Origin of the sequence: Chryseobacterium sp. SNU WT5, from assembly GCF_007362475.1 — a bacterium.
Lineage (GTDB): Bacteria > Bacteroidota > Bacteroidia > Flavobacteriales > Weeksellaceae > Kaistella.
This window is the reverse complement of sequence record NZ_CP041687.1, coordinates 1,132,371-1,159,288: the sequence shown is the minus strand read 5'-3', so window position 1 is coordinate 1,159,288 and position 26,918 is coordinate 1,132,371. Positions and strand designations below refer to the sequence as shown.

Sequence of the window (26,918 nt, the reverse complement as noted above, 5' to 3'; positions counted from 1 at the left end):
ATCTTCAGTTTTTCACTTCTATTTTTAATTTAAAACAAATAGAGATATGTCTTATTTATTTACTTCTGAGTCCGTTTCTGAAGGACATCCAGATAAAATCGCTGATCAAATCTCCGATGCTCTGATAGATAATTTTCTTGCAAATGATCCCACCTCAAAAGTGGCTTGTGAAACGTTGGTTACAACAGGACAGGTTGTTTTGGCAGGAGAAGTGAAGTCTACCGCATACTTGGATGTGCAGGATATTGCCAGAAAAGTCATTAATAAAATTGGTTATACCAAAGGCGAATATATGTTTAATGGGGATTCTTGCGGGATTATCTCTGCAATCCATGAACAGTCACCAGATATTAACCAAGGGGTAGATCGGATCTCAGAAAATGATGATTTTGAATCGAAGGCAAATTCCCAAGGTGCTGGAGATCAGGGAATGATGTTTGGGTATGCAACTAATGAAACTGAAAACTATATGCCATTGGCACTGGATCTGGCACACACGATCCTGAAGGAATTAGCAGTATTGAGACGTCAAAACGATGCTGTTAAGTATTTAAGGCCAGATGCGAAATCACAGGTGACCATTGAATATTCAGATGATCATAAACCAGTTAGAATTGACTCTATTGTAATATCTACGCAACATGATGACTTTGGAAGCGAGGAGGCAATGTTGGCCAAAATCAGAAAAGATATGATTGAGATTCTGATTCCAAAAGTGAAAGCAAAGCAGAAGCGAGAAATTCAAGAACTCTTTAATAATGAAATTAAATACCACATCAATCCAACAGGAAAATTTGTTATTGGTGGACCTCACGGTGATACCGGTTTAACCGGAAGAAAAATAATCGTTGATACGTACGGTGGTAAAGGTGGACATGGTGGTGGAGCATTCTCTGGAAAAGATCCTTCTAAAGTTGACCGAAGTGCAGCTTATGCGGTTCGTCACATGGCGAAAAATTTAGTGGCGGCTGGAGTTGCAGAAGAGGTCTTAGTACAGGTTTCTTACGCGATTGGAGTGGCACAACCATGTGGATTATATATTAATACCTACGGAACTTCGAAATTAGGATTGAATGACGGAGAAATTGCAGAGAGAGTTCAAAAAATATTCGATCTACGTCCTTACGCGATTGAACAAAACCTGAAACTCAGAAATCCTATTTATGAAGAGACTGCATCTTACGGACATATGGGAAGAGAGCCTTATATTGCAGATAAAACTTTTAAAAAGGCAAATGGGGCGGATTTAGTTGTTAAGGATTTAGAGTTCTTCACGTGGGAGAAACTCGACAAAGTAGACGAAATAAAAAAAGAATTTGGTCTTTAAAATTATTTAAATACACTGCTTTTTCAGAAATGTTAAAGCAGTTTTTTTTATCTTTATACCTTCTTTAAATGATACTATGAAAAAGAAAATCAGCTATTCGATTTTATTAACTCTGTTGTTTTGTAGCCTGGGCAAGGCTCAACTTACCGTTCATAAAATGGTTCATGCAGGATATGTTTACCAAAATCAAACTTTTGCAGAATTAGGTGGACGATTGCTTTTTCTAGAAAATGACGATGTAATTTATCGGGTTGGAGTTGCAGGGCTATTGGGAAGTGTGAATGGACAATTTGCGGTGTTGCCTAAATTACAAGGAGATATTTTGCTGAATTTTCAGCGTAATGTGGATTTGTACCACTCGTTTTACTTTTTAGCTGGTGCAGAAGCTACCACAAAATACATTGCTCCAAAATTAGGAGTAACGCTTTTTGGATTGGTTGATTTATCTGGTGGGTATGCTTTCCCAATTGGTCAAGCTGTTATTAACGGTAAAAAACTGGAAGGTCTGAATATCAATTTCACAGTGAATGTGCCGATAGTACTTATTCATCAGCTGCTTCAATAATATTTTTTATTATTTTTTTAACAAAAGTTAAACGATGTTAGATTTTTTACTATTTTAGCCACTTATAAACAACCCAGCGAATATAGATTTATACTTCTACATTTTTTTAATCTTGGATTTTCAATAAAACCTTAATGAATTTGGTTTGTGGATCCATGAATTTTTAAATAAGAGAATTATGAACACAAATACTGATAGCTGGCTGATTACTAATTTCATTCAAGGAGACGAAAAAGCGCTCTCTGTATTGATTGAAAGACACCAAAAAGAAATTTTCACTTATATTTTTTACAAAGTTCTGGACGACGCGTTAGCGAACGATGTTTTCCAAGATACTTTTATGAAAATCATCATTACTCTAAAAGAGGGGAGATATAATGAAGAAGGTAAATTTGTCCTGTGGGCCAAACGAATTGCCCACAACCTCATTATTGATCATTACCGCTTGAAAGCGAAGCATAACAAGGTTTCAGAAACTTCCTATGATAATGAAGAATTTTCTATTTTTGATTTGATCTCCGGGAAAGAAGAAAATATAGAAGAGCAGTTGATCAGCAAACAAATTCAGGAGGATCTACTTAGTATGCTGCAATACTTACCAGAAAATCAGCAGGAGGTGATTAAACTTCGTTTTTTTGATAGCTTGTCCTTTAAAGAAATAGCGGATCAAACGGAAACTAGCATTAACACGACTTTAGGTAGAGTGAGATATGCGCTGATCAACCTCAGAAAAATCATGGAAGAGCATCAAATTATTTTGACGAGATAATAATTTTCAAATACTGGCGTTTTTAATAAAAGTCGGGTATATGAAAAAAAATTACATTTTAAAGAAAAAAGACTTGAAACCTAGAAAAGAAACCATTGCGTTCTTGCTCAACTACTCCAGAAATATAGAAATGTTGAACTTCAACTCAAAAATTAATCTCGTTTTTAAGAACTAAATCTTAAATTTGTGCTGTATGAAAATTCAGCACATTTTTTTTGACCTCGACAATACGCTATGGGATCACCGCGGAAACGCTCATTCCACTTTACAGGAAATATTTAAGAGAGAAAACGTCCATCAGAAATACAATTTAGATTTTGAAGATTTCCATCGTGAATATTTTACGATCAATGAAAGACTTTGGGAGCAAATTCGTGATGGTGAAATTGATAAAGATTATTTAAGAAAGCATCGGTTTTACGATTCATTTCTCTTTTTTGGAATTGACGATTTTGAGCTTGCCCAAACTTTTGAAAGCAACTTTTTGGATGAAATTCTTAATTATAATGACCTTGTAGAAGGTGCTTTTGAAGTTTTAGAATACTTACATGATCAAGGTTATAAAATGCATATCCTCTCCAATGGTTTTAAAGAAGTTACCCATAGAAAATGTGAACTTTCCGGAATACAGAACTATTTCCAAACCATTACAAGTGCAGACGAAATTGATATTCGCAAACCACATCCTCAGATCTACGATTATGCGCTTAATAAAGCCAATGCAAAACCAGGGGAATCGATGATGATTGGTGATGATTGGATCGCTGATGTGGAAGGTGGAAAATCCTTCGGATTAGAAGTAATTTTCTATGATGCTTTTAATGATAATTTTAAAGCTGATGGAGTAAAAGTAATCAAGAAGTTGATTGAATTGAAAGAGCTTTTATAAAAAAACCTTTTCGCATGGAAAAGGTTTCATGAAATCTTGAATTTTACTAAACTCCTACACTCTTTCTTACTCGTGCAAGCGTTTCTAAAGCGACTGCTCGGGTCTTTACCGCGCCTTCCTGAAGTTTGTCTTCCAGTTCCGGCAAGTTGTTCATATAATAAGTGAACAGTTCTCTTTCTTTGGAAAATCTGGTCAGAATTAAATTCAGCAATTCGGTTTTTGCATGGCCATAACCATAGTTCCCCGCGAGGTATTTCTCTCTTAAAATTTCTGTTTCTGCTGGAGTTGCAATTAATTCATATAATGCAAAAACTTTATCGGTGTGTGGATCTTTAGGTTCTTCAAGTAATTTTGAATCGGTTTCGATTCCCATCACCTGTTTTTTCAGTTCTTTTTCGGGTAAGAAAATATTAATGATATTTCCTCTGGATTTCGACATTTTCTGTCCGTCAGTTCCTGGGACATATTTGGTATCTTCCTGCAACTCCGCTTGTGGCAAGACAAAAACTTCTCCCATTTGATGGTTAAATCTAGAACCCATATCACGCGCCATTTCTAAATGTTGCAATTGATCTTTTCCTACAGGCACTATTTCTGCATCGTACAATAAAATATCGGCTGCCATTAAAACCGGATAGGTAAACAACCCTGCATTTACATCGTCTAAACGGTCTGCTTTATCTTTGAATGAATGAGCTAATGTTAATCTCTGATAAGGAAAGAAACAGGATAGATACCAGGTAAGCTCACACGTTTCCGCGATATCACTCTGTCTGTAAAAGAAAGTTTTGTCTGTATCTAAACCGCACGCAAGCCAAGCTGCAGCGATTTCGTAAGTGTTCTGTTTTAATTCTTCTGCATTTTTGATCTGCGTCAAAGAATGGAGGTTCGCAATGAACAAAAATGATTCGTTACCTGTTTGTTTAGAAAGTTCGATGGCGGGTATAATAGCACCTAAAAGATTTCCTAAATGTGGTGTTCCGGTTGCTTGTATTCCGGTAAGAATTCTTGGCATTTGTTTGAATTTTTAAATAAAATTAATGAACTGCGAATTTAAGTGAATCTACATTAAAATGAATGATAAAGAATTCAAAGCTGTAGTTGATCATGTTTAAACATGGAGGTGAACAAAGATCTGAAAAACCGATCACGGAATGAGAATCTTTTTGCCTCCAAATTTTGGTTCTACTTCAAAAAGAAAATCGATAAAAACTTTTGCCCGTGCGAGTTTCTCTCTCATTGTGGTTTTGATCCCAGCATAAATATTTACATCTTTCGCGTTGTAACCATAAGCTTTGATCCCATATTTATGTGCGAGAAATACCGCCCTTTCATTATGAAAACGCTGGGAAATAATAATAAAAGAGGGTTGTCCGAAAATTTCTTTTGCTCGAACAACGGAATCTAAAGTTCTGAATCCCGCAAAATCTTCAAAAATTTTTTCTTCAGGGACTCCTGCTTTAATAAGCTCATTCTTCATATCCTCCGGCTCATTGTAATTTTTAGTAGAATTGTCACCACTTACAATGATATTTTGAATTTTCCCCGATTGGTACAATTGTGAAGCTGCTTTTATTCTATTGAAGAAGTATGCATTCGGTCGTCCGTTCCGAAGTGTTTTACTGGTTCCCAACAGAAGGCCGGTTTTTTCTTGAGGCAGCGTAGAGAGATCGGAAGTTACGTAGTCTTTGGTTTCACGTTCTACCTGCGCATTACTCCACCATATTAAAATAATTGAAAAGCCAAGGGTAATCAGTGTTGCTATGATGATGTTCTTAATAATTTTCATCTTTTAGAAGTCAAATCCATCAGGAAAAGCCTTTTTCCTAAAAATAATTAATAACGCAGCACCTACAGTAATAGCCGAGTCCGCAACATTGAAAATATACTTGAAGAATTCAATATGCTTACCGCCAATTAAAGGGAAGGTCTCGGGAACATTCCAGTCTACTAAAGGGAAATGTAACATATCAACTACACAACCTTTCATAAATGTGGAGTAGCCTTCCGCAATGGGGACTACTTTAGAAATGCCGCCGTATTCGATCCATCTGCCTATACTTTCGTCATAAACGGTCCCGCTGTCGAAAATCATTCCGTAAAACATTCCATCTATTAAATTTCCGATTGCTCCTGCAAAGATCATGGCCATTGGAATCAAAAGATAGTTGCTAGCACCTTCTTTCAGCCATTTTCTAAATAAATAAACCATGGCACCGATGAGGATCACACGGATAATAACCAAAAGATATTTACCTAATAATCCACCGAAATGAAAGCCATAAGCCATTCCTGGATTCTCTACAAAGGTGAGTTTAAACCCCGGAAATACCGGAATGCTTTCACCTAGATTAAAATGGGTCTTGATGTAAAATTTAGAAATCTGATCAATTAAAAGAATGATAATGGTAACTAATGCTATTTTCTTCATTACTAATCTCTCTTAGGTTTGTCTTTAAAATTTCTTGCGGGTTTTGCTCCTTTATCTGTTGGTGTTTTTGGTTCCGATTTCGGAGCCGCGTTATGATTTCTGGTGTGAAACTTCTCGAATTTAATACCCATGTCTTTCATTACACTTTTCAGTGCATTAAGTTCCATTTGGTTTTTGGGATGTACGATGAGGGATTCCATTTAAAATTATTTTTTTGATAGTTCGTCTAGTCGCTTTTTTTCTTTTGGGGTCAAATCTTTCAGCCCATTTTTCCCTATTTTACTTAAGATTTTATCAATCTCGTTTTGTCTGTCTTTTTTCTCGGAATTATATTGATCATCAATCGTATAATAGTTTTCTTTATTCGGAATAAATTTTTCTTTGAGATCTTTTCGGAAAAAATAGATGAAGATAACTGCAACAGCAAGTAAAATAAATAATGTGCTCATGAATTTAAACTATAAATGTACAAAGTAGTCTGTATTCATTAACACCTATTACTTTGTACATTATTAAAGTTAAACGATTTATTTATCGTTGCATATTTTTTGCTTCAATGCTTAACGTTGCATGTGGTACTGCAAAAAGTCTTTCTTTAGGGATTAATTTTCCTGTTACACGACAAATTCCGTACGTCTTATTTTCAATACGAATTAGCGCATTTTTTAAATCTCTTACGAATTTCTCCTGTCTTCCCGCCAAAATTGAGTTTTGCTCTTTGCTCAATGTCTCTGCACCTTCTTCAAAAGCTTTGAAGGTAGGCGAAGTATCATCAGTTCCATTATTTTGGTTGTTGATGAAACTTTCTCTAATCAGCATTAAATCTCTTTCAGCTTTCGCTATTTTACCCTGAATAATTACTTTAAATTCCTTTAAGTCAGCATCGCTGTACTTTTGTCTGTCTTCTGCCATAGTTTTATTTTTTTATTGGTTGAAATGAATCACGAATTTAAACGCATCTCATTATCAAATCATTATCGTTTTTGAACTTCTACTTTAAATTTGACATCGTCAATCTCGATTTCATCAAAATTTGAGAGTGAATTTACAATTTCTATTCTATCTGACAACACTTCTGTAGAAATATATGCATTATTGTTCATAAGTTCATTTTCAAAGGGACTCTTTTCTTCCAAACGTATTGAAATTTTGTCAGTTAGATCGAATTCTTTTTCCTTTCGTAAATTTTGAACTCTATTAATGAATTCTCTCGCAATTCCTTCTGCTTTTAATTCTTCGGTTAATGTCAAATCCAATGCCACAGTAAGTTTTCCTTCGCTGGTAACCGTCCAACCTGGAATGTCTTTCGTAAATATCTCCACATCATCCAAAGAGATTTCATAACCTTGAATTTCCATTTTTCCTTCTTTTTCAAGAGTGGAAATTTGTTCAGCATTGAAATTGGTGATTTCTCCAGCTACCGTTTTCATGTCTTTCCCAAGTCGTGCGCCCAAAGTTTTGAAATTCGGTTTGATCTGTTTGATAATTAAATCTGCCGCTTCATCAGCATTGATCAATTGCAATTCTTTCACATTTACTTCTTGTTTTACCAATTCTGAAACTGCTAATATCTGCGCTTCTGTTTTCTTATCCAAAACTGGAATCATCACTTTTTGAAGTGGCTGTCTTACTTTGATGTTTTCTTTCTTTCTCAATGAGAATACCATCGATGTAATCTGTTGTGCTAAATGCGTTTTCTCTACCAAATCCTGATCGATCAAGCTTTCCTGAGCTTTCGGGAAATCAGTCAAGTGAATAGATTCTGCGTCGTTCTTACCAGTAATTTTATTTAAATCCTGGTATAACTGATCCATGAAAAACGGTGCAATTGGTGCTGCAATTTTCGCCACAGTTTCCAAACAAGTATATAAAGTTTGATAGGCTGAAATCTTATCTTCAGAATAATCACCTTTCCAGAATCTTCTACGGCAAAGTCTTACATACCAGTTACTTAAATTGTCATTAACAAAATTATTAATGGCTCTCGCCACTTTTGTCGGTTCGTAATCTTCGTAGAAAGCAGTTACTTCTTTTACTAATAGATTTAATTCAGATAAAATCCAACGATCTATTTCCGGACGGTTTTCTACGTCTTTTTCAGCGTAGGTAAATCCGTCAACATTCGCATAAAGAGCGAAGAATGAATAAGTGTTATATAATGTTCCGAAGAATTTTCGTCGAACCTCATCAATTCCTTCAAGATCGAATTTTAAATTCTCCCAAGGATTTGCATTGGCGATCATATACCAACGCGTCGCATCAGGTCCGTATTTTTCTAAGGTTGTAAATGGATCTACAGCATTTCCTAAACGTTTTGACATTTTCTGGCCGTTTTTATCCAGAACTAAACCATTAGACATTACATTTTTGTACGCTACAGAATCGAAAACGGACGTTGCAATTGCGTGCAAAGTGTAAAACCAACCTCTTGTTTGGTCAACTCCTTCCGCGATAAAATCTGCTGGGAACGCTTTGTGAGAATCGATCATTTCCTTGTTTTCAAAAGGATAATGCAATTGTGCGTAAGGCATTGAGCCCGAATCAAACCAAACATCAATCAAATCAGACTCGCGATTCATTGGTTTTCCTGAAGCTGAAACAAGGATAATTTTATCGACGATATTTTTATGCAAATCGATATTCGCATAATTTTCTTTCGACATATTTCCAACCTCGAATTTTGCAAAAGGATTTTCAGACATGAATCCAGCATCCATTGATTTCTGGATTTCAGTCATTAATTCTTCTACAGATCCAATGATAATTTCTTCTTTTAAATCTTCCGTTCTCCAGATTGGCAAAGGAATTCCCCAATATCTAGAGCGGGAAAGATTCCAGTCATTTACGTTTACAAGCCAGTTTCCAAATCGTCCTTCACCCGTTGATTTTGGTTTCCAGTTGATGGTTTCATTGAGTTCAATCAAGCGATTTTTAACTGCTGTCATTTTTACAAACCAAGAATCCAAAGGATAATATAAAACAGGTTTGTCAGTTCTCCAACAATGCGGATAACTGTGAACATATTTTTCTACTTTGAAAGCTTTGTTTTCTGTTTTTAAAAGAATCGCTAATTCTACATCCCAAGATTTTTCAGGCGCAGTTCCAGCGTTGTAATATTCATTTTTAATATATTTTCCAGCGAATAATTCTGGTGTATTCCCTCCTTTTAGAAAACGTCCTTGTAAGTCAACCAACGGAACAAGATTGTCGTTTTCATCTCTAATCAACATTGGCGGAATGCCGTTTTCTTTTCCAACTCGAGCATCGTCCGCTCCAAAAGTCGGCGCGATATGTACGATCCCGGTTCCATCTTCTGTGGTGACGAAATCTCCGATAATTACACGGAAAGCTTTGTCAGCATTTTCAGCAGGCAAAAACCATGGAATCAATTGTTCGTATTCGGTTCCAGCTAAATCAGCACCAGTGAATTCCTTCAATATTTGATAAGGAATCGTTTTGCTTTCTGAAGTGTAATTGGCAAAATCCTCATCCGTTCCAATAGAATATTTCTTGCCAAAATTCTTCTGTAAAAGTACGTTGGCTAAAACGATAAGAATTGGCTCAAAAGTATATTGGTTAAAGGTTTTCACCAAAACGTATTCAATATCTCTTCCAACTGCTAAAGCGGTATTGGAAGGTAAAGTCCAAGGTGTTGTCGTCCACGCAAGAAAATATACATTTGATTTTGGTTTCGCTGCTTCAAATTCTTCCCAATGCAATGCGCCTCCACAAGTGTTTTCTGCAATATCGCAGCTTTCATTTTTGGAATCTGGATAAGCGATTGCTGATAATGTTTTCCATGCCTCGCTCGCGTTTTCAGGGGCTCGTTTTAATTTAAACTGCGCAACTACGGTGGTATCGGAAACATCACGATATGTTCCTGGCTGATTTAATTCATGAGAAGATAAACCGGTTCCGGCAGCTGGAGAATATGGTTGAATCGTATAACCCTTATACATTAAATCTTTATCGTAAAGTTGCTTCAAAAGCCACCAAACGGTTTCCATATATTTCGGTTCGTATGTGATATAAGGATCTTCTAAATCTACCCAATATCCAATTTTTTCGGTCAGATCGTTCCAAACATCGGTGTAGCGCATTACTGCATTACGACAAGCTTGGTTGTAATCTTCTACAGAAATGGTCTTTCCAATATCTTCTTTAGTAATTCCTAATTCCTTTTCTACGCCTAGTTCAATCGGCAAACCATGGGTGTCCCAACCTGCTTTTCGAAAAACTTGTTTTCCATTTTGAGTTTGGTACCGGCAAAAAATATCCTTCAAAGCTCTCGCCATCACGTGGTGAATTCCAGGCATTCCATTCGCAGATGGCGGACCTTCATAAAAAACATATTCCGGTTGCCCGTTACGAATTTCGACGGATTTCTTGAAAGTTTGATTCTGATCCCAAAATTGGGTAATGTTTTCGGCTACGGCCGTTAGGTTAAGATTTTTATATTCGGTAAACTTCTTCATTTTCAATCAGTTTAACAGGATTTATCCTGATTTATTAAGTTTGCGAATATAAGGATTTTAAGGGAAATTTTTAGTACAGAGAAAGGGAAATTTTGTTTTTGGAGATTCCTAAAATTAAGGAGGTTACAATTATATTTGATTATTCCATTAATCTGTTGGTACTGACGAGCTATTTTTCAAAGTATGATACCGAATTTATCTCTTTTAAAATTTAAAGAAATTATTGTCCGTATTTCTTTAGGCTTTGTGTAATGTTTTGTTTATTAGTGGTATAGCTGTCTTAATCATGATTTTTTCTGCGGCTTAAACTTTTGTAAAAAGAGGTAAGAAAGGAATCCAATTAAGATAGAGAAGGTGACTGAAAGTATTAAGCTCCCTATTATATATTGAGTCAGATTTTCTTTAATGAATTCCAAATCGAAATTCTGATTGTCCATATTTCCTTGTGTGGTTACGAAGGGCGCACCAACGATCATGGAAGCGAATATGATTAGAGGGATAAACGGAGGGAATGTAATCTGGGAAGCCATGAAAGTCAACATTTTGTTCATTTTAAAATAAACAGACAAAGAAATAGCTAAGAGCGAGTGGAATCCCCAGAAAGGGGAGAGACCGATAAAAATTCCAAGAGCAATTGATTTTGCTTTCACTTCGTTGCTTCCATCACTTTCCATCACGTTTTCCTTCAGGAATTTTTTCAAACCTTTCCTACGAAAGTATCGGTAAAAAACTTTCTGACTTTGTAAGGTATTTTGAATCAATTTTTTCAAGAGAATTGGCGGATTTAAGCAAATGTAAGGGTTTTTATGCTTTCTTCTTCCACTGCATATAAAGACTTAAAGCTTGTCATTAAAAAAAAACTTCTACTTTTGCACAAAATTTCGAGGATGTCAAAAAACTTAGTGATTGTAGAATCACCAGCGAAAGCAAAAACGATTCAAAAATATTTAGGGAGCGATTTCGAGGTGAAATCGAGTTTCGGGCATATCCGAGATCTGCCTAAAAAAGGAATGGGAATCGATTTGACTTCCTTCACTCCGGATTATGAAGTTTCTGCAGATAAAAAGAAGTTAGTAGCCGAGTTAAAAGCAGCTGTGAAAAAAGCGGACATCGTTTGGTTAGCGTCCGATGAAGATCGAGAGGGTGAAGCGATTGCTTGGCATTTGGCGCAGGAATTAAAGTTAAAAGAAGAAAATACGAGAAGAATTGTTTTCCATGAAATTACCAAGAATGCAATTTTAAAAGCGATTGATAATCCGAGGAATATTGATCAGAATTTGGTGAATGCACAACAAGCCAGAAGGATTCTTGATAGAATTGTAGGTTTTGAAATGTCACCAGTGCTTTGGAAAAAAGTGAAAACCGGACTTTCTGCCGGAAGAGTTCAATCGGTTGCGGTTCGTTTGGTGGTTGAAAGAGAGTTGGAAATTAGAAATTTCATCCCAAAATCTACCTTTAAATTAGAAGGTGTTTTTCTCAATAAGACGAAACAGGAAATTACGGCAAAACTCAAAAAAGATTTTGCAAAAGAAGCGGAAGCAGAAGCGTTTTTAAAACAATGTCAAGGGACTGGCTTCTCGGTTTTAAATGTGGAAACAAAACCAGGAACCCGTACAGCCTCTGCGCCTTTTACAACTTCTACGCTACAGCAGGAAGCAAGTAACAGATTAGGTTATGGAGTGACTGCAACGATGAGAGTAGCACAAAGATTATATGAAGAGGGATTTATTACCTATATGAGAACAGATTCTGTAAATCTTTCTCAGGAAGCAATCAACGGTGCAAAAGCACAAATTCTTTCAGAATACGGAGATGAGTATTCTAATCCCAGAAATTATACCACCAAATCCAATACTGCGCAGGAGGCTCACGAGGCGATTCGTCCAACTGATTTCGCAATGAAAACGATTGGTGATGTACAATTGAATAAATTATATCAGTTAATTTATAAAAGAACTTTAGCTTCTCAAATGACGAACGCTAAAATCGAAAAAACCGTGATCGAAATTGGAAATGAAAAATTACCACAACATTTTGAAGCGCAAGGGGAGGTGATTATTTTTGATGGTTTCCTGAAAGCATACGGAATTGTAAAGGCAGAAGATGAAGAAGAGGAAAACAACGAAAAATTATTACCAAAAGTCGCCGTTGGTGAAGATCTGGATTATAAAAAGATAGAAGCAACCCAGAAGTTTTCTCGACCTTCGGCCAGATATACAGAGGCGGGATTGGTTAAGAAACTCGAAGAATTGGGAATCGGCAGACCTTCAACTTATGCGCCCACGATTCAGACGATTCAAAACCGTGAGTATGTAGATAAGCGCGAATTGATTCCACAGGAGCGGGAGATCATGAAGATATCTTTGAATAAGACAGACCTGAAGAAGGAGGTTCTGACTGAAAAATTTGGAGGTGATAAAAATAAATTTGTGCCCACGGATATTGGGGAGGTTGTGAACGATTTTTTAACTCAGAATTTTGCTGAAATTCTAGATTATGGATTTACGGCGAAAGTTGAGCAGGATTTCGATCACATTGCAAATGGTGAGGAAAAGTGGAAAGAAGTATTGCAGGGGTTTTATAAAGATTTTCATCCTAGAATTGAAGATGTAGAAGAAAATGCAGATCGTGCAAACGGGGAAAGGATTTTAGGTGTAGATCCTAAATCTGGAAAAAATGTACTCACCAGAATTGGACGGTTTGGACCTATGGTTCAAATTGGAGAACAGGATGACGAAGAGAAGCCTGTTTTCGCAAGTTTAATGGCATCCCAAAATATTGCAACCATTACTTTAGAAGAAGCTTTAGAATTATTCAAAATTCCATTTGACCTAGAGCCTTTCGAAGATCAAACGGTGACCATCGGTGTTGGTCGTTTTGGACCTTATGTGAAATGGGGAGAAACTTTTATCAGTATTCCAAGAGGTGAAGATTCGCTTTCTATTACTCAGGAAAGAGCGGAAGAAATCATTAAAGAAAAGAAAATTGCTGATGCGCCCATTGCCAGTTTCAAAGGTGAACCGGTGACCAAAGGAACCGGGAGATTCGGACCTTTTATCAAGTATCAGTCCATTTTCATCAATGTCCCAAAGCGGTATGATTTTGATAATCTTTCCCAAAGTGACATCAATGAGTTGATAGAAGCAAAACTGGAAAAAGAAGCGAACCGTTATATACAACAATGGGAAGAAGAAAAAATATCCATAGAGAATGCGAGATGGGGTCCAATTGTTAAACTTGGAAAAAACATTTTTAAAATTCCTAAAAATAAGAAAGAAGAAAAATATACTGCTGAAGAATTGGCAGATGTTTCTCTGGAGGAAGTGAAGAAATGGATTACCGCACAGGATAAAAATGCCTTTAAAGTAAAGGCGAAAAAAACACCTGCGAAAAAACCCGCAACCAAAAAGGCTGCAGTGAAGAAAGTTGCGGTAAAGAAAGCGAGTCCGAAAAAGGAGTAAAAAAACTAATTCGATTGAATTTCTAATCTTCTAATGATACCATCTTTAGAAGATTTTTTTATTTATTCGCGTTAATATTTGGAGCTAAAATTTCTTGCAAGAAGTTGGCTTGCTTACTAAAGCACTAATGATTTTCATAAAAATCAATTTTTATCTTCTCATTTACAGAATGTTGAATAAAATTTTTTATAGGGAGTTTTAAACGAAAAATTTTAACATTATTTTTTATTTTGTATTTATTATTTTGTTAACTTTATCATAGATTTATGTGGGTATATTGAAATTAAAAATATTATTTTCAGTTTATTCATATCGAAAGTAGTTTGTTGTTGTGAACAATTGATAATGTGCAATTAGTTAAATTTTTTAAATTATGGAAAAATATTTACTTTTAATAAGCTGCTTTTTTACGCAGATGCTTTTTGCTCAGACTTCCATCCCAGCGAAAGCTCCCAATAGTTATATTTACGATATTGATTTTGCACGTCTTCACGGATTGGGCGGGATAGAGATTCCTGTGAAGAAAGCTTATGAAATGTGGTCAAATTACGAATATTTAAAAATCAATGGAACCGCTAGCCCAATTCCGGAGGGTATTCAATCAGCGACCATGTATTGGGAGGATGTTCCTGGATTAGTTCAGAATGTTGCTATAGTTGAGTCCGGTGATCCTGCTGCTTCTAACATTAAAGTTTCTATTAATAATTCAAAAGGTAAAGGTAATGCTGTTATTACTTTTAAAGTAGATGGAGTTATTTATTGGAGTTGGCATATTTGGGTAACAGACAACCCAACTGAGGGAGTTACCTACGGTCAAGGATTTGAAACGGATATTAATAACAACCCTGTTTCTATTCAATATATGGATCGTAATTTGGGTGCCCTAAGCAATAGTTTCTTAGGGGATCAATGGCAAAAAAGTGGTGGATTAATGTATCAGTGGGGACGTAAAGATCCATTTCCACCGTTGGTATATAAAGATGCAAATTTCTATGAGATATCAGGGGAGTTAGGTATTTTGAAGCATAAGCAAATAGATGCTGTTCATACAATTCCAGTACAGATTCGACCTTTTAATGAGATTGAAAAGAACATGAAATTAGCAGTAAATAATCCACTGCTATATATTATTAACACAGAAAATACCGGAAATTGGTTTTCAAATCAGCGTTTTAAAATACCTGGTGCCGATCCGGATTATAAAACTTGGGATCTATGGTCCGATAATGCAAAGGGAGGGAATAGTAACGCAAATAGTTCTAATGCCACGTTAAAAAAAGAAAGCCGCTCTTATGAATTGAAATCCGAATTGGATCCATGCCCAAACGGTTGGCGAATTCCCTCTTATTATGGGCGTGTCACCCAGAATAATAATTTGGCATTTTTTGGTAAAAGAGATTGGAATAATGATGATAACAATGTTAATCAACGACAGCTTTTTCCAAATACGGTTAATCAGAGTCTTAACGGCATAAAGGTTTATCCAGGAATAGGTATGGATTTTACCAGTGCCCAAGGAGGATCTAGAAATTTAGGAATTTTGCCGGTTTCTGGTGGATATGTTTATTATCCCAATAGCGTTGCGCCGAATGCACCAATAGGGGTTACCTTTCAGGATAATGCTTCAAACGGAGGTTTGTGGAGTGCAACTTTTAGCTATGATGGAGCAAGGTTGTTTTCTATGATTTCGGATCCTTTCAGAACAAATACTGCAGTAGGTTTGCATGCGATCTATAACAACCAGACCAATCCTACAAAAGCAGGAAATGCGGTTAGATGCATGAAGGATCCTAATATGGCGGCAATTGGTAATTTTGCCACTGCATATTTTGCTAATGAGAAGGAAGACTATAGAGTTGGGCTTGAAGATCCAAATTCCTATATTTTAGTTAATGAAAGAAATCTCGCAATTCCTGTTAGTAAAGCATTTTCAGTTTATAATCAATATCTTTCCGATCACGAAATGTTACCAAGTGATCGTTTGGTCGCAAAAGTTCTATGGACAACAAATCCCAATCTTATAGGAAAAATTTCTATCAGTAAGGATTTACAGGATCCAAGAAATTCGATAATTAATATTGCCGCAATTCAAGGACAGAAGGGAAATGCTGTAATTTCTTTACATAACGGTGTTGCAGATAGCCCTATTTACTGGACCTGGCATATTTGGGTTGCAGAAGATAGTCCAACTGCCCAACCGATAGTTTACACTACGGAATCTACTATTCCTACTCAATTTAATTTTGTAAATGCTACAGCAAGTAAGTTGCCGAGTTTAACTACTGTTTTTATGGATCGGAATCTGGGCGCGATAAGTAAAGATATCTCAACGGGACTAGCGAATGGAATGCATTATCAATGGGGAAGAAAGGATCCCATGCCCTCGTTTCCTAATGGTGAATCAATCTATAGGTCTGCTCCGAGTACGAAATTGCCACCACAGCAAATTTCACGTTCGGCTCTTATTTCAGAAACAAAAGCAAAAGTTAGAGGGGCAAATGGTGTGCAATATTTAGAAATCACCTCAGAAGATTATCAGAATGAGTATACCGAATCTTATGAAAATTATGGATCTACCAATCCAATACCGCAGCAGAAAATTGAAGAAAATCTAGCGTATTCTGTAGAGAATCCAATGATTTTCTTTTATCAACCCAACATAGGGAATCTTTATAACGGTGGAAATCATTATGCCAATAATTTATCAGAGATCCGCGATTGGATTACGGATGGTCGTGCTCAAGCTGATAATAGATGGGGGCATGCAGATCAAAAATCTCCGTTTGATCCCTGCCCAAAAGGTTGGCGCGTGCCTGATGTTTCATTTACTAATTTATATACTGGTTCAAAAGGCAATTCTCCATGGTACAATGGATATAAGAATGATGTTTATGGAAAATCAGGGGTTATCCAGGATCAGTGGCATAATATTGCTGATTCATATTTAGGAATTGTCGATGGTGAAAATGGATGGAAGTTTGAGAATGCATTATATCCTATCGGTGAATTTCCAAATGATGGAATGCGTGGTGAATTGGGTGAAAGTGAAATGACCTTCGATCGATCTGGGTTATGGCTAGCCTCAATGGCCGATTTAAATACAGGCTTTGCATTATCCATGCAATTTGAAGGTAACAGAATGCAAACTGGAACTGGAGCATATCCACAGGCTGGCATGTCGGTAAGGTGTGCTAAAGATGAAAAAAGAATGCTGGGGTCACCTGATGATACTAGCGATAATAATGAACAGTCTAATGCAAAAAACCGTGATATTATTGTAAATCCTGTAAATAAAGAATTGAAAATTCTGCCTAATCCTTTTAAAGAGCAGTTTTTTATTAAAAATGCAGATACAAAGACGGTTGAACTTTTTGATCTTTCAGGAAAATTAGTTTTACAAACTGCCGTTCAAGATGGACTGGTAAGTGCTCATGGACTGGTAAGTGGTATTTATATTGTAAAAGTAACGATGAAAGATCAAACTGTAATTACCAAGAAAATAATAAAGCACTAATTTACTTGGACGTGAACTTAATAAAAAAGCACGGCAGTTTGGTCGTGCTTTTTCGTTACTTTTGTTTTTATTTATAGAAATTGATTATGAACTTAGAAGATATCTTGATTGCACCAAAAGAAATAAAAAGTGAAGCGTGGCAACTTGGCAGTACAATCTCAACTGAAATTAGAGAAGGGGGAATCGTGCTTGTGTTCTGTTCAGATTATCGTGGAGTGAGAAATGGAAAAGCAGAGATTCAGGATTACAAGAGGGTAAGAGAACAATTATATCATCTTTCAAAACTCGATTTTGAGATCCCGATTGCTGATTTAGGAGATTTAATCTCTGGAAAAGGGCATGAAGATACACACTTCATTTTACAGGAAATTATTTCGCTTTGCCTTTCTAAGAATGCAATTCCAATAATTGTTGGGGGTGGAAATGATTTAGCTTTTGCTTTATTCTCTGCGATTAATTTTCATCACCAGAACATTAATTATACTCAGATTTCTAATCTCATTAACTTAGATAACAGCGGCGATACCATTACTGAAAAAAATTTCCTGTCAAAAATATTAAGTTCTAAAAACTTTACTATTAAGAATTACCACCATTTAGGATATCAAAAGCATTTAAATGAAGTAGATTCAGTAAGGTTGATGCGTCAGGTAGATTTTGAGGTGATTCGATTAGCAGAGATGATGAATAATACAGAAAAGACTGAGCCCTTCTTTCGGTTTGCAGATTTGATAACAGTGAACTGTGATGCGATTGAAAGCAGAACTGGCGCCTTCTCGGTAAATCCGCAAGTCAATGGATTAAATAATAGGGAAATCTGTGCTTATATGAAAGAGATTGGATTAAGCAGGAATCTGAAATCCGCAGGAATTTTTAATTATAATGCTGAATCAGAAAATTTTATGAATCATCAGCTTTTAGCGCAAATGATTTGGCATTTGGTTGAAGGCATTAATATTCAGCGAACACATCCAGCTGAGCGCTCATATGAAACATTTTGGGTGATGACAGAAGATACGAAGTATGCTTTTCAGCGGGATGTATTTAGTGATTTATGGTTTTTTGGTGATGATGAAAAGGAAGAAAACTGGATTCCATGTTCTTTTTCAGATTATGAGGCAGCTAAAAGAGGACTTGTTAATCCTCGGTTTCTTAAATAATTTCGGGAAATATGAATAATGTTAATAAGTACTTAAAAATACTTATTTTTGCGGCTTAAACAGAGTATGAAAAGATTATTTACAAAAGTATTTTCGACACCTTACTTGCTGATTCTCCTGGCCACTCTTTTGAAAATCCCTCTGTTTTTCACTAAAAATATTCAGGAAGACTCCTTTATAACATGGAGGGTTGCAAGAAATTTCATTGATTATGGAGTGATAGGTTTTAATGGTGATGAGCGAATATCAGCATCTACAACTCACTTCTATGTTTTTATTACCTCGATTTTTCAATTGATTTTTGGCGAAAATTTTATTTTCCCTTTGCTCATTTTCAGTAGTGTATTATTTGCAATCGGGTCAGTTTGGTTGAGCAGGATACTGTTTCCTTCTAACCTGTTTCTTCAAGGGTTTTTTGTAGTTCTTCTTAACATCACCCCACCGGCACTTACTGCATCTTGTCTTGGGATGGAATATGGGATCTTGTTTTTTCTCTATAATGGACTGCTTTACTTTGGGCTTTTTAAAGAGAATAAGTGGGCTTATTTTATTTTCCCAATTCTCTTACTTTGGACAAGAGTAGATACTGTTATTTTTCTTGGCATATTTTTTTGCGGAGATTTATATCTAAAAAGAAAACTAAATTACATCTATGTTTTCGGTGGTATTATTGGATTGATTACTGTGGTCGGCTTTAATTATATTTATTTTGGTGAAATCGTTAATCATACCATTAGTGCAAAAAAAATTGCTTATAAAAATTTGATGCAGAATAACAGTGTTGAATTTTTCTTATATCAATGGGCTTATTATGGAGGATTAATAAAAAAGTACGGATTTTTAACCTTTGCTGTGTTTGTACTTTATTTAATTTTCACTGGATTTACGATTTACAAAATACTTAAGAAAAAAACTTCGGGAATTTCTATTGTTAAAGTTGTTTTAGTCTTGCTGGTTGTTTTCGCGCTATCGAAAATTACGATCTTTTCATTTTTTAAAGCCTATTTTGATTGGTATTATTGGATCCCACGTGTATTTCTTTTTGTCGTTTTACTTTATTACTTCTTAGCAGTGAATACCTGGAATAGAAAAGGTGTTTATTCGGTTCTAATTTTGTTTTTCATAGGACTTTATGCGTTCCAATGGATTCAATCTTATACCATTGGGTTTATGGAAGAAAGACAAAGGTTCACTATCGCGTCTGATATTAATAAAGATGGGGTGAGCATGAAACAGTCGATATTACTGGAACCTGCGGGAATTATTCCATTTTATACGAATCTATATACTTATGATGAGGTAGGGTTGGTTAATTCCAGGATAAATGATGAAATGCTAAAAGATGAAAATTTCTGGTGGAGTAACTCTGTGAAGAGATTTGAGCCTGATTACATTTTAACAATTTCGAAAAAGCCGGGAGCTGAAAACAGTTTGTATTCACTCAATCAGGCAGACATGTTGAGTTTTGAAAGGAATTATCAACTAGTAAAAGAATATCCAATCGCAAGGATCCACAATAGTGCGCCCGTGATTTTGAAATGGATTTATCAACTTAGGCCGATTGGTAAGGATTATTTTCTTTATAAGAAACGCAACGAAAAATTTCAGTAGAATGCCGAAGATATCTATTATTGTGCCGGTTTACCAAGTGGAAGAATATCTAAGAAAATGCTTGGATTCTTTGGTAAATCAGACTCTGCAGGATATTGAGGTCATCGTAGTTAATGATGGCAGTGTAGACAATTCACAAAGCATTATTGATGAGTATCAACAGAAATTTCCGCATTTAATTAAGGGGTTTTATAAATCGAATGGAGGTTTAAGTGATGCCAGAAACTTCGGTTTAGAGCAAGCTACAGGATCATTTTTAGGGTTTGTGGATAGTGATGATTATGTCTCGCCCACGATGTTTGAAGAAATGTACGAGCTCGCTAAAAAGCATCAAGCAGACTTAGTGATCTGTAATTTGCAAAAAGTTGATCAAAATGGTAATGTTACTCAAAAACTTACACAAATCCCAAATATGCCCGAAAGTATCCAGTTGCCAGACCATTTCTCGGTTTTTTCGGATCTTTCCTACTTTGCTTGTAATAAAATTTTTAAGAAAGAACTTTTTTGTGGGGTGCGCTTCAAGAAAGGGATACATTTTGAAGATATTCAGTTAATTCCTCAGGTGCTCTTAAAATGTGAAAGGATTGCACAAACACAAACGTATCACTATAATTATTTAGAAAGGCAGGATTCTATTACCAAAATTCACACGGTAAAGGGTTTAGATATTTTAAAAGCAGTAAATGATGTGACGCAGTTTTTTTTAACCTCTCCATATAAAAATCAAATGGCAGATCTGAAAAATTTTCAAATCTTAGAAGGGGTTTATACCTTTATTGCTTATCAAGCTTTTGTAAAAGATAAGCATGATTACACAAAAATGTCTCTTGAAATGCGAAATTATAGACTAAAAAATCAAATATCATTGTTAGATCTTTTATTCTATAGACGATTTGGTAAAAATTATCTTTTATCTTTACCATTGAGAAAACAAATTTATTACCTCTTTTACTTTATTGGAGCCGATAAATTCTTGAAAAAGCTGTTGTAAAAATACCACTTATTGATGCCAATTCTACACCCTATTTTCGTAATTATTTTTCTGTTTCTTGCTTTTGGAAGTTATTGGGAAATATTCAGGTTGCAAAAGAAGCAGAGTGTCTTCGTGTGGATTGCAGGTATATTAATTGTAATTGCAGTTGGGTTTCGACTGAACGCGGGGGCAGATTACCCTGTGTACAAAATGTTATTTTCCGGTTTTGCAATGTATACCACTTACGGAGATGTTCTGGACAAAGCGCTTTTTCGCCCAAATACCGAACAGATAGAATGGATTTTTGTTTTAATTAATAAATTGGTATTTGATTTTGGTTTTCCTTTTTATATCGTTACATTTATAATGGCGCTTATTACGGTGAGTCTTAAGTTTACTGCTATTTACAAAAATGTAGCTTTTCCTACTTTAGCATTGCTTTTTTACTTTATGCCCATTATGTTTTTTGAAGATTCTGGACAGATGAGGCAAGGAATTGGAATTGCTTTTTGTATAGCCTCTTTTAAATTTATTAAAGACCGTAATCTGTCCATGTTCTTGTTATGTATGTATATCGCGCTTGGTTTTCATAAAACTTCAGTTGCATTTCTGCCTGCTTATTGGTTGGTGAAAATACCGATGAACAGCAAGAGGATTTTTTGGGTGTTGGTTATTGCCTTGTTATGTTCGCCGCTAGAACTGTATAGGTTTGGTGGTGGCCTTTTTAGTTCTATTTCTCCCGATGATCTTTCTGGTGCGTATACGGGTTATCTTGATGATCGGTATTATGGTACAGAAGTGGAAACGGGTTTAAATGATATTGTGAAATTATTTTTTATAGGAATTCTTATCAAATATGATAAGAAAGGATGTGAGAATGTCTTGTGGTACGAGTATATGAGGAATCTCGCGGTTTTTGGACTTGCCCTCTTCTATTTCTTCCGGTCGAATGAGATATTTGCAGTCCGGCTGCCCGGTGCTTATATGTTTTTTATGACCATGTTCTGCATGAGTAATCTGGTATATGCCGTAAGAGAAAAGACCAGACAAATTTTATACATAGGATTTATGAGTTATTTGGTGGCGATGTTTTTCTACTTTGGAAAAGGGAACGGAGATAGAGGTGGTTTTACATCAGATCGGTACACTAACGCACTTTGGTAAATATATGAACGAGCTAGTTAAAGATTTTTTTGAGAGTTGGGGCATACCTTTATTTTATATAAAGTTAGTACTTGGTATGCTGTTATCATTTGTAATTACTTTCATTTCTATTCCGACAATTATTAAAATTTCTCGCCGGAAAAACCTTATGGATGAGCCAGGAGTGAGAAGTTCCCATCTAAGAAAAATTCCAAATCTTGGTGGGATAGCCATATTTTTCTCTCTTTCCGTTTGCGCATCTATATTTGCATTTGAACTCTTTGAACTTTATAAATTTTTATTTGCTTCTTTAGTTATACTGTTATATGTCGGAGTAATGGATGATATCGTGGTGATGAGAGCTTATAAAAAATTGCTGGCTCAGATCGCTGTGACAGCCTTAATGGTTTTAGGATCCGATGTCCGGATCAGAAGTTTTTTTGGGCTGTTGGGTATCTATGAACTTAATTATTTTATAAGCGTTATCGTAAGCATGTTTACTTTTATTATTTTGATAAATGCATTTAATTTAATAGATGGTATTGACGGATTAGCGGGTGGTTATTCGGTGGTTTGTAGTCTCTTCTTCGGTATAAGTTATTTTCGATTAGGGGAATTTAATTATCCTTTGGTAATATTATCTGCTACTATTATCGGTTCCGTTGTTGCTTTTCTTTATTATAATTTATCAAATTACCGAACTAATAAAATTTTCATGGGCGATACTGGATCTATGATTTTAGGATTTTTGCTGGCGTTTACTGCCATCTGCTTTATCGATACTTTTGTTGATAAACATTTGCCTAATGTGCCAAGATATTACTTGCAAGCTGCTCCAGCAGTAACTATAGCAATCCTGATTTTGCCAATAGTAGATACTTTACACGTTATCATTATCCGTTTAATCAATAAAAAATCTCTTTTCGTAGCCGACAGAAATCATATTCATCATTGTCTGTTAGATTTGGGATTAACGCATCGGCGATCGTCCGTATATATAATCGGTTATTATCTATTTATTGTCGCCACCGCCTTCTGTTTCAGACATATTGATGTCAATATTTTATTACTAATTGTTTTAGCATTAGGCTTTATGGGGGCATACATTCCTCGTTTTATTTTAAAAAATAGAAAAAAAGCTTATTAATTATTGTTATTTTTGCAAATTACGTTACAACAGATGAAAATATTTAAGATTACTTTTTTGCTTCTTTTTAGTTTTATGCTTTCTTCCTGCGTGTCTACAAAGGATGTACGCTATATGCAACCTAATGAGAGTTTGGTGATTAATGAAGAGGGTTTAGTTCCATATAACATTCCAGTTTATCGAATCACAAAAAATGATATTCTTACGCTTAATATTGTAACAACTCCAAAAGGAGATGCAGCTCAATTTTATTCCAGCCTTAATGCAAAAGCACAAGCAACTGGAGGTGATTCAGCAGGGGGGTCATCAGTGACTTCGCAAGGGAACGGACAGGGAGGTAATACGAATATTTACTTTAATGGATTGAAAGTGGATTCCCGGGGAGATATCAATGTATTTGGTATTGGCTATGTCAAAGCAGAAGGAAGAACATTAGAAGACGTAACTCAGGAACTGCAAGGAAAAGTAAATCAGAATTTTGTAGATGGGAAATCAGAAGTTCGTTTGAATACAGACGGGATTACTTATTATATATTAGGAGATGTAGAATCCATTGGAGTTAGCGGTGAGAAGGTAGCACATAAAAATACCTTAACACTTACGGAAGCGCTTGCGATCAATGGAGGATTAAACCGGACTGTTGATAGGACCAATATCGTGATCCACAGAAAGTTGCCAGAAGGAATTAAACGTGCAAGAGTAGATTTGACTAGAGAAGATGTCATGAATTCTCCTTATTACTGGGTTCAGAATGGGGATGAGATTTTCCTTAGTACAAGAGCAAAAAATCTAAATGGATTCGGTAAAGATCCTATACAAACATTAACCACGGGGGTTTCGGTTATTACGACCGCAATGTCGATTTATCTAATTTTAACTAGACTTTAAGATGATCCCGGGAAAAGAAAACACAAATAGTACAGAACAACCTAACGATAAGGTAGGCTCATTTGCTATTTTCGACATTCAGCATTTTATCAGACGAATTCTCCGTAATTGGTACTGGTTTGTTTTAATGGCTCTTCTAGGATATGGAATATCGTGGTTTTACAGTAAATACTATGCACAGAGAATTTATGCCTCTAATTTATCTTTAAGTATTTCCAACAATACCGCCAGCTATTTTACTCCTAACCAATCAATTAATTTTATCTGGGGTCAAAATGGCAATCAGGATGGAGTGTATCTGAAAAAGATGTTGCTCTCTAGATCACACAATGAGTACCTTGTTAATCAACTGGATCTTTATGTCAATTATTCTACAAAAGGTTTAATAAAACAGACCTATCTGGATAAATATGATTCGCCTGTTTTTATGGAGATTGATGAGTCTTACGCACAACAAGTCGATTATCCTGTCACTTTAATTCCTAAAGGTGGAAATAAATATGAAGTCGTTTTACCAAAAGAAGGACATTCAACTTCTTTGTATTCGTTCGAAAGTGAAGGCTTTAGTACTATAAAACCCTATAAAAGGCCAGCGAATAAAACGATATCTGTTAATGAGTGGTACACTTCGCCTAACTTGAGGTTTAAATTGATAACGAACCCGCAACAAAGTTCCATTATTTTAGAAAACATTATTATCAGTCTGTCTACCGTGAATGCCACTGTAAATAGCCTGGTGAGTACCATCAATGTTGATTTTGATAAAGAGATCAATTCCATTATGATTATCTCTAAAAGGGGTTTTAACTTGAACGGGACTGTGAATTTCCTAAATACTTCTGTAGATGTACTTCAAAAGAAAAGATTGATTGATCGTAACATTGTAGATAAAAATACCGAGGAGTATTTAACAGATAATCTGTCGCAAATTCGTAAAAAGTTGGATTCAAGTGCTGTCATATTAAATAATATGAAGGTGTCGGAAAAGCTTTATGATATTAAAGACCGTGACGAGAAATCCTTGCAGAGAATTAAAGATCTTGATACTCAGAAAGCCGAGATTCTAACAAGATTAAATTCTTTAAATGAGATCAAAAGCACGTTAGCATCTCAGAATTTAGATCGAATGATCAATACCAGCACAGCAGGAATTTCGGATGGAATGTTTAGTGCTACCGTCTCAGAGCTTAAAAACTTATATCTGAAACGAAGAGAATTAGCAACGATATATACTCCGAATTCAGAGCCAATGCGAGAAATTAATAGACTTATTAATGAAGCTAAATCGAATTCTACAGGCTCGTTACGAAACTATTACAACAATTATATTAACGAAATATCAAAAATTGATCGAGAAATAGCACGCGCCAATGTTGATTTGGTCACTTATCCCGAAAAGGAAAGGAAATATATGGATGCGGAGCGCGGATACAATATGATTGAAGCTACCTATAATACCTTATTGACAAAGCAAAATGAGACCAATATTAGAGTGGCAACAAATAAATCAGATATTACCGTAATTGATAATGCGAAAAATTTAGGACAAGGTCCCATTGCACCTGATATTAAAAAGGTCAAGTACACGCTGATAGGAGGTTTTCTTTTATTACCCCTTCTTTTATTGGGAGTTTCACAATTGTTAGACAGCAAAATTAGAAATATTAAAGAGCTATTAAAAGCTACAAAAATACCATTGCTAGGCGTTATAGGAGAAAATCATCATGACAATAATCTCACTGTATTAGAGCAGCCTCGTTCGTCTATCTCAGAAGCTTTTAGAGGAATTAGGGCAAATTTAAGATTTTTGCATAAGGAGGATAATAAGTCTAAAGTAATTTTACTTACCTCATCTATAGGAGGAGAAGGAAAAACCTACATTTCTATTAATATTGCATCAGTATTAGGATTAAGTGGTAAGAAAACAATTTTACTTGGGATGGATTTAAGAAAGCCAAAGATTTTCGGCGATTTCAAAATCGATAACAAATATGGAATCTCCAATTTTTTAACTGGAGAAGTAAGTATGGATGCGATTATTAACCATACATCAATTCCAAATTTAGATGTTGTGACTTCAGGCCCTATTCCGCCAAATCCCTCAGAATTGTTAATGAGTGAGCAGAATATCAATTTCATTACAGATTTAAAAAAACAGTACGATTTCATTATTATAGATTCTCCACCTGTAGGTTTAGTTGCGGATCCATTTGAATTAATGAAATATGCAGATGCTAATATTTACGTCGTTCGCCATGAATGTACAGAAAAGCACATGCTAAGAATGATAACAGAAAAATATCATAATCACGAAGTAAAAGATCTGGGTATTGTGTATAATGACTATCAAGCGAAACAGGGTTATGGTTACGGCTACGGTTACGGCTATGGATATGGCTACTTTGAAGAGGACGCAAACTATAAAGAACCAACATTGATAAAAATTAGAAATAAAGTTAATCAATTCATAGGAAGAAAGTAAAAATATAGAATCCTCTTTTTGAAGGTTCCTCTGTTATAAAATTATATAAAACTGGAATTAGGAGAATCTTATCAAAAAATTAT

Annotated in this window: 22 protein-coding genes; 14 read left to right on the top strand and 8 right to left on the bottom strand. The window is 35.4% G+C overall.

Translation table 11 applies throughout. From position 1 onward, the window contains the following. The first annotated feature begins 46 nt into the window (after positions 1 to 46). From metK to FNJ88_RS05485, 5 genes are all read left to right on the top strand, one after another. Positions 47 to 1,327 (top strand): methionine adenosyltransferase, encoded by a 1,281-nt coding sequence (gene metK, locus FNJ88_RS05500; RefSeq protein WP_143852222.1) that lies wholly within the window; start codon positions 47 to 49, stop codon positions 1,325 to 1,327. A 76-nt stretch (positions 1,328 to 1,403) separates the two neighbouring features. Next, positions 1,404 to 1,892: a hypothetical protein gene (locus tag FNJ88_RS05495; RefSeq protein ID WP_143852221.1), complete on the top strand. Its 489-nt coding sequence runs from the start codon at positions 1,404 to 1,406 to the stop codon at positions 1,890 to 1,892. A 178-nt stretch (positions 1,893 to 2,070) separates the two neighbouring features. After that, positions 2,071 to 2,661, top strand: coding sequence for an RNA polymerase sigma factor (locus tag FNJ88_RS05490; protein ID WP_143852220.1), 591 nt, complete (start codon positions 2,071 to 2,073; stop codon positions 2,659 to 2,661). Positions 2,662 to 2,701: 40 nt separating this feature from the next. After that, the gene (locus FNJ88_RS14500) at positions 2,702 to 2,836 is read left to right on the top strand and encodes a hypothetical protein (protein WP_262711466.1); all 135 of its coding nucleotides are present in this window, start codon (positions 2,702 to 2,704) and stop codon (positions 2,834 to 2,836) included. Between the two features lie 18 nt (positions 2,837 to 2,854). Further along, the gene (locus tag FNJ88_RS05485) at positions 2,855 to 3,550 is read left to right on the top strand and encodes a YjjG family noncanonical pyrimidine nucleotidase (protein WP_143852219.1); all 696 of its coding nucleotides are present in this window, start codon (positions 2,855 to 2,857) and stop codon (positions 3,548 to 3,550) included. 46 nt (positions 3,551 to 3,596) lie between these two features. On the opposite strand, the gene trpS is transcribed toward FNJ88_RS05485, so the two are convergent. The 8 genes from trpS to FNJ88_RS05445 form a co-directional block, all read right to left on the bottom strand. Next, positions 3,597 to 4,565, bottom strand: a complete 969-nt coding sequence (gene trpS, locus FNJ88_RS05480; RefSeq protein WP_143852218.1) for a tryptophan--tRNA ligase — start codon at positions 4,563 to 4,565, stop codon at positions 3,597 to 3,599. Positions 4,566 to 4,697: 132 nt separating this feature from the next. After that, the gene (locus FNJ88_RS05475; RefSeq protein WP_143852217.1) at positions 4,698 to 5,339 is read right to left on the bottom strand and encodes a vancomycin high temperature exclusion protein; all 642 of its coding nucleotides are present in this window, start codon (positions 5,337 to 5,339) and stop codon (positions 4,698 to 4,700) included. Between the two features lie 3 nt (positions 5,340 to 5,342). After that, positions 5,343 to 5,981, bottom strand: coding sequence for a lipoprotein signal peptidase (locus FNJ88_RS05470; RefSeq protein ID WP_143852216.1), 639 nt, complete (start codon positions 5,979 to 5,981; stop codon positions 5,343 to 5,345). Between the two features lie 2 nt (positions 5,982 to 5,983). Continuing rightward, a complete protein-coding gene (locus FNJ88_RS05465) occupies positions 5,984 to 6,181 on the bottom strand; it encodes a DUF2683 family protein (protein WP_143852215.1) in 198 nt (65 codons plus the stop codon). Positions 6,182 to 6,187: 6 nt separating this feature from the next. Continuing rightward, a complete protein-coding gene (locus FNJ88_RS05460) occupies positions 6,188 to 6,430 on the bottom strand; it encodes a DUF6576 domain-containing protein (RefSeq protein WP_143852214.1) in 243 nt (80 codons plus the stop codon). Positions 6,431 to 6,512: 82 nt separating this feature from the next. Further along, entirely contained in the window at positions 6,513 to 6,893 is a 381-nt protein-coding gene (locus FNJ88_RS05455) for a TraR/DksA family transcriptional regulator (protein WP_143852213.1), read from the bottom strand. 62 nt (positions 6,894 to 6,955) lie between these two features. After that, complete coding sequence (gene ileS, locus FNJ88_RS05450; RefSeq protein WP_143852212.1) at positions 6,956 to 10,456, bottom strand: isoleucine--tRNA ligase; 3,501 nt, start codon at positions 10,454 to 10,456, stop codon at positions 6,956 to 6,958. Positions 10,457 to 10,740: 284 nt separating this feature from the next. Further along, positions 10,741 to 11,226 (bottom strand): DUF2062 domain-containing protein, encoded by a 486-nt coding sequence (locus FNJ88_RS05445; RefSeq protein ID WP_143852211.1) that lies wholly within the window; start codon positions 11,224 to 11,226, stop codon positions 10,741 to 10,743. A gap of 117 nt (positions 11,227 to 11,343) precedes the next feature. Between FNJ88_RS05445 and topA the strand changes: the two genes are divergently transcribed. The 9 genes from topA (at position 11,344) to FNJ88_RS05400 (ending at position 26,835) form a co-directional block, all read left to right on the top strand. Continuing rightward, on the top strand, positions 11,344 to 13,917 hold the full coding sequence (gene topA / locus FNJ88_RS05440; protein ID WP_143852210.1) for a type I DNA topoisomerase: 2,574 nt from the start codon (positions 11,344 to 11,346) through the stop codon (positions 13,915 to 13,917). Between the two features lie 373 nt (positions 13,918 to 14,290). Continuing rightward, positions 14,291 to 17,431 (top strand): T9SS type A sorting domain-containing protein, encoded by a 3,141-nt coding sequence (locus FNJ88_RS05435; RefSeq protein WP_143852209.1) that lies wholly within the window; start codon positions 14,291 to 14,293, stop codon positions 17,429 to 17,431. An 86-nt stretch (positions 17,432 to 17,517) separates the two neighbouring features. Next, positions 17,518 to 18,591 carry a formimidoylglutamase gene (locus FNJ88_RS05430; RefSeq protein ID WP_143852208.1) on the top strand — a complete coding sequence of 358 codons (1,074 nt, stop codon included), beginning with the start codon at positions 17,518 to 17,520 and terminating at the stop codon, positions 18,589 to 18,591. A 66-nt stretch (positions 18,592 to 18,657) separates the two neighbouring features. Then, complete coding sequence (locus FNJ88_RS05425) at positions 18,658 to 20,202, top strand: hypothetical protein (protein ID WP_143852207.1); 1,545 nt, start codon at positions 18,658 to 18,660, stop codon at positions 20,200 to 20,202. Between the two features lies 1 nt (position 20,203). Further along, positions 20,204 to 21,193 (top strand): glycosyltransferase family 2 protein, encoded by a 990-nt coding sequence (locus FNJ88_RS05420; protein ID WP_143852206.1) that lies wholly within the window; start codon positions 20,204 to 20,206, stop codon positions 21,191 to 21,193. Positions 21,194 to 21,208: 15 nt separating this feature from the next. Beyond that, positions 21,209 to 22,339: an EpsG family protein gene (locus FNJ88_RS05415; protein WP_143852205.1), complete on the top strand. Its 1,131-nt coding sequence runs from the start codon at positions 21,209 to 21,211 to the stop codon at positions 22,337 to 22,339. A 4-nt stretch (positions 22,340 to 22,343) separates the two neighbouring features. Next, complete coding sequence (locus FNJ88_RS05410) at positions 22,344 to 23,465, top strand: glycosyltransferase family 4 protein (protein WP_143852204.1); 1,122 nt, start codon at positions 22,344 to 22,346, stop codon at positions 23,463 to 23,465. Between the two features lie 33 nt (positions 23,466 to 23,498). Further along, positions 23,499 to 24,353: a polysaccharide biosynthesis/export family protein gene (locus FNJ88_RS05405; protein ID WP_143852203.1), complete on the top strand. Its 855-nt coding sequence runs from the start codon at positions 23,499 to 23,501 to the stop codon at positions 24,351 to 24,353. 1 nt (position 24,354) lies between these two features. Beyond that, entirely contained in the window at positions 24,355 to 26,835 is a 2,481-nt protein-coding gene (locus FNJ88_RS05400) for an exopolysaccharide transport family protein (protein WP_143852202.1), read from the top strand. Positions 26,836 to 26,918 lie beyond the last annotated feature (83 nt).

Excerpts from the sequence above, each read along its gene's own strand:
- FNJ88_RS05405 (WP_143852203.1), top strand. The coding sequence starts at position 23,499 with ATGAAAATATTTAAGATTACTTTTTTGCTTCTTTTTAGTTTTATGCTT.
- FNJ88_RS05495 (WP_143852221.1), top strand. The coding sequence starts at position 1,404 with ATGAAAAAGAAAATCAGCTATTCGATTTTATTAACTCTGTTGTTTTGT.
- FNJ88_RS14500 (WP_262711466.1), top strand. The coding sequence starts at position 2,702 with ATGAAAAAAAATTACATTTTAAAGAAAAAAGACTTGAAACCTAGAAAA.
- ileS (WP_143852212.1), bottom strand. The coding sequence starts at position 10,456 with ATGAAGAAGTTTACCGAATATAAAAATCTTAACCTAACGGCCGTAGCC.
- FNJ88_RS05430 (WP_143852208.1), top strand. The coding sequence starts at position 17,518 with ATGAACTTAGAAGATATCTTGATTGCACCAAAAGAAATAAAAAGTGAA.
- metK (WP_143852222.1), top strand. The coding sequence starts at position 47 with ATGTCTTATTTATTTACTTCTGAGTCCGTTTCTGAAGGACATCCAGAT.
- FNJ88_RS05425 (WP_143852207.1), top strand. The coding sequence starts at position 18,658 with ATGAAAAGATTATTTACAAAAGTATTTTCGACACCTTACTTGCTGATT.
- FNJ88_RS05435 (WP_143852209.1), top strand. The coding sequence starts at position 14,291 with ATGGAAAAATATTTACTTTTAATAAGCTGCTTTTTTACGCAGATGCTT.
- FNJ88_RS05410 (WP_143852204.1), top strand. The coding sequence starts at position 22,344 with ATGAACGAGCTAGTTAAAGATTTTTTTGAGAGTTGGGGCATACCTTTA.
- topA (WP_143852210.1), top strand. The coding sequence starts at position 11,344 with ATGTCAAAAAACTTAGTGATTGTAGAATCACCAGCGAAAGCAAAAACG.
- FNJ88_RS05475 (WP_143852217.1), bottom strand. The coding sequence starts at position 5,339 with ATGAAAATTATTAAGAACATCATCATAGCAACACTGATTACCCTTGGC.
- FNJ88_RS05400 (WP_143852202.1), top strand. The coding sequence starts at position 24,355 with ATGATCCCGGGAAAAGAAAACACAAATAGTACAGAACAACCTAACGAT.
- trpS (WP_143852218.1), bottom strand. The coding sequence starts at position 4,565 with ATGCCAAGAATTCTTACCGGAATACAAGCAACCGGAACACCACATTTA.
- FNJ88_RS05455 (WP_143852213.1), bottom strand. The coding sequence starts at position 6,893 with ATGGCAGAAGACAGACAAAAGTACAGCGATGCTGACTTAAAGGAATTT.
- FNJ88_RS05460 (WP_143852214.1), bottom strand. The coding sequence starts at position 6,430 with ATGAGCACATTATTTATTTTACTTGCTGTTGCAGTTATCTTCATCTAT.
- FNJ88_RS05415 (WP_143852205.1), top strand. The coding sequence starts at position 21,209 with ATGCCAATTCTACACCCTATTTTCGTAATTATTTTTCTGTTTCTTGCT.
- FNJ88_RS05465 (WP_143852215.1), bottom strand. The coding sequence starts at position 6,181 with ATGGAATCCCTCATCGTACATCCCAAAAACCAAATGGAACTTAATGCA.
- FNJ88_RS05490 (WP_143852220.1), top strand. The coding sequence starts at position 2,071 with ATGAACACAAATACTGATAGCTGGCTGATTACTAATTTCATTCAAGGA.
- FNJ88_RS05420 (WP_143852206.1), top strand. The coding sequence starts at position 20,204 with ATGCCGAAGATATCTATTATTGTGCCGGTTTACCAAGTGGAAGAATAT.
- FNJ88_RS05485 (WP_143852219.1), top strand. The coding sequence starts at position 2,855 with ATGAAAATTCAGCACATTTTTTTTGACCTCGACAATACGCTATGGGAT.
- FNJ88_RS05470 (WP_143852216.1), bottom strand. The coding sequence starts at position 5,981 with ATGAAGAAAATAGCATTAGTTACCATTATCATTCTTTTAATTGATCAG.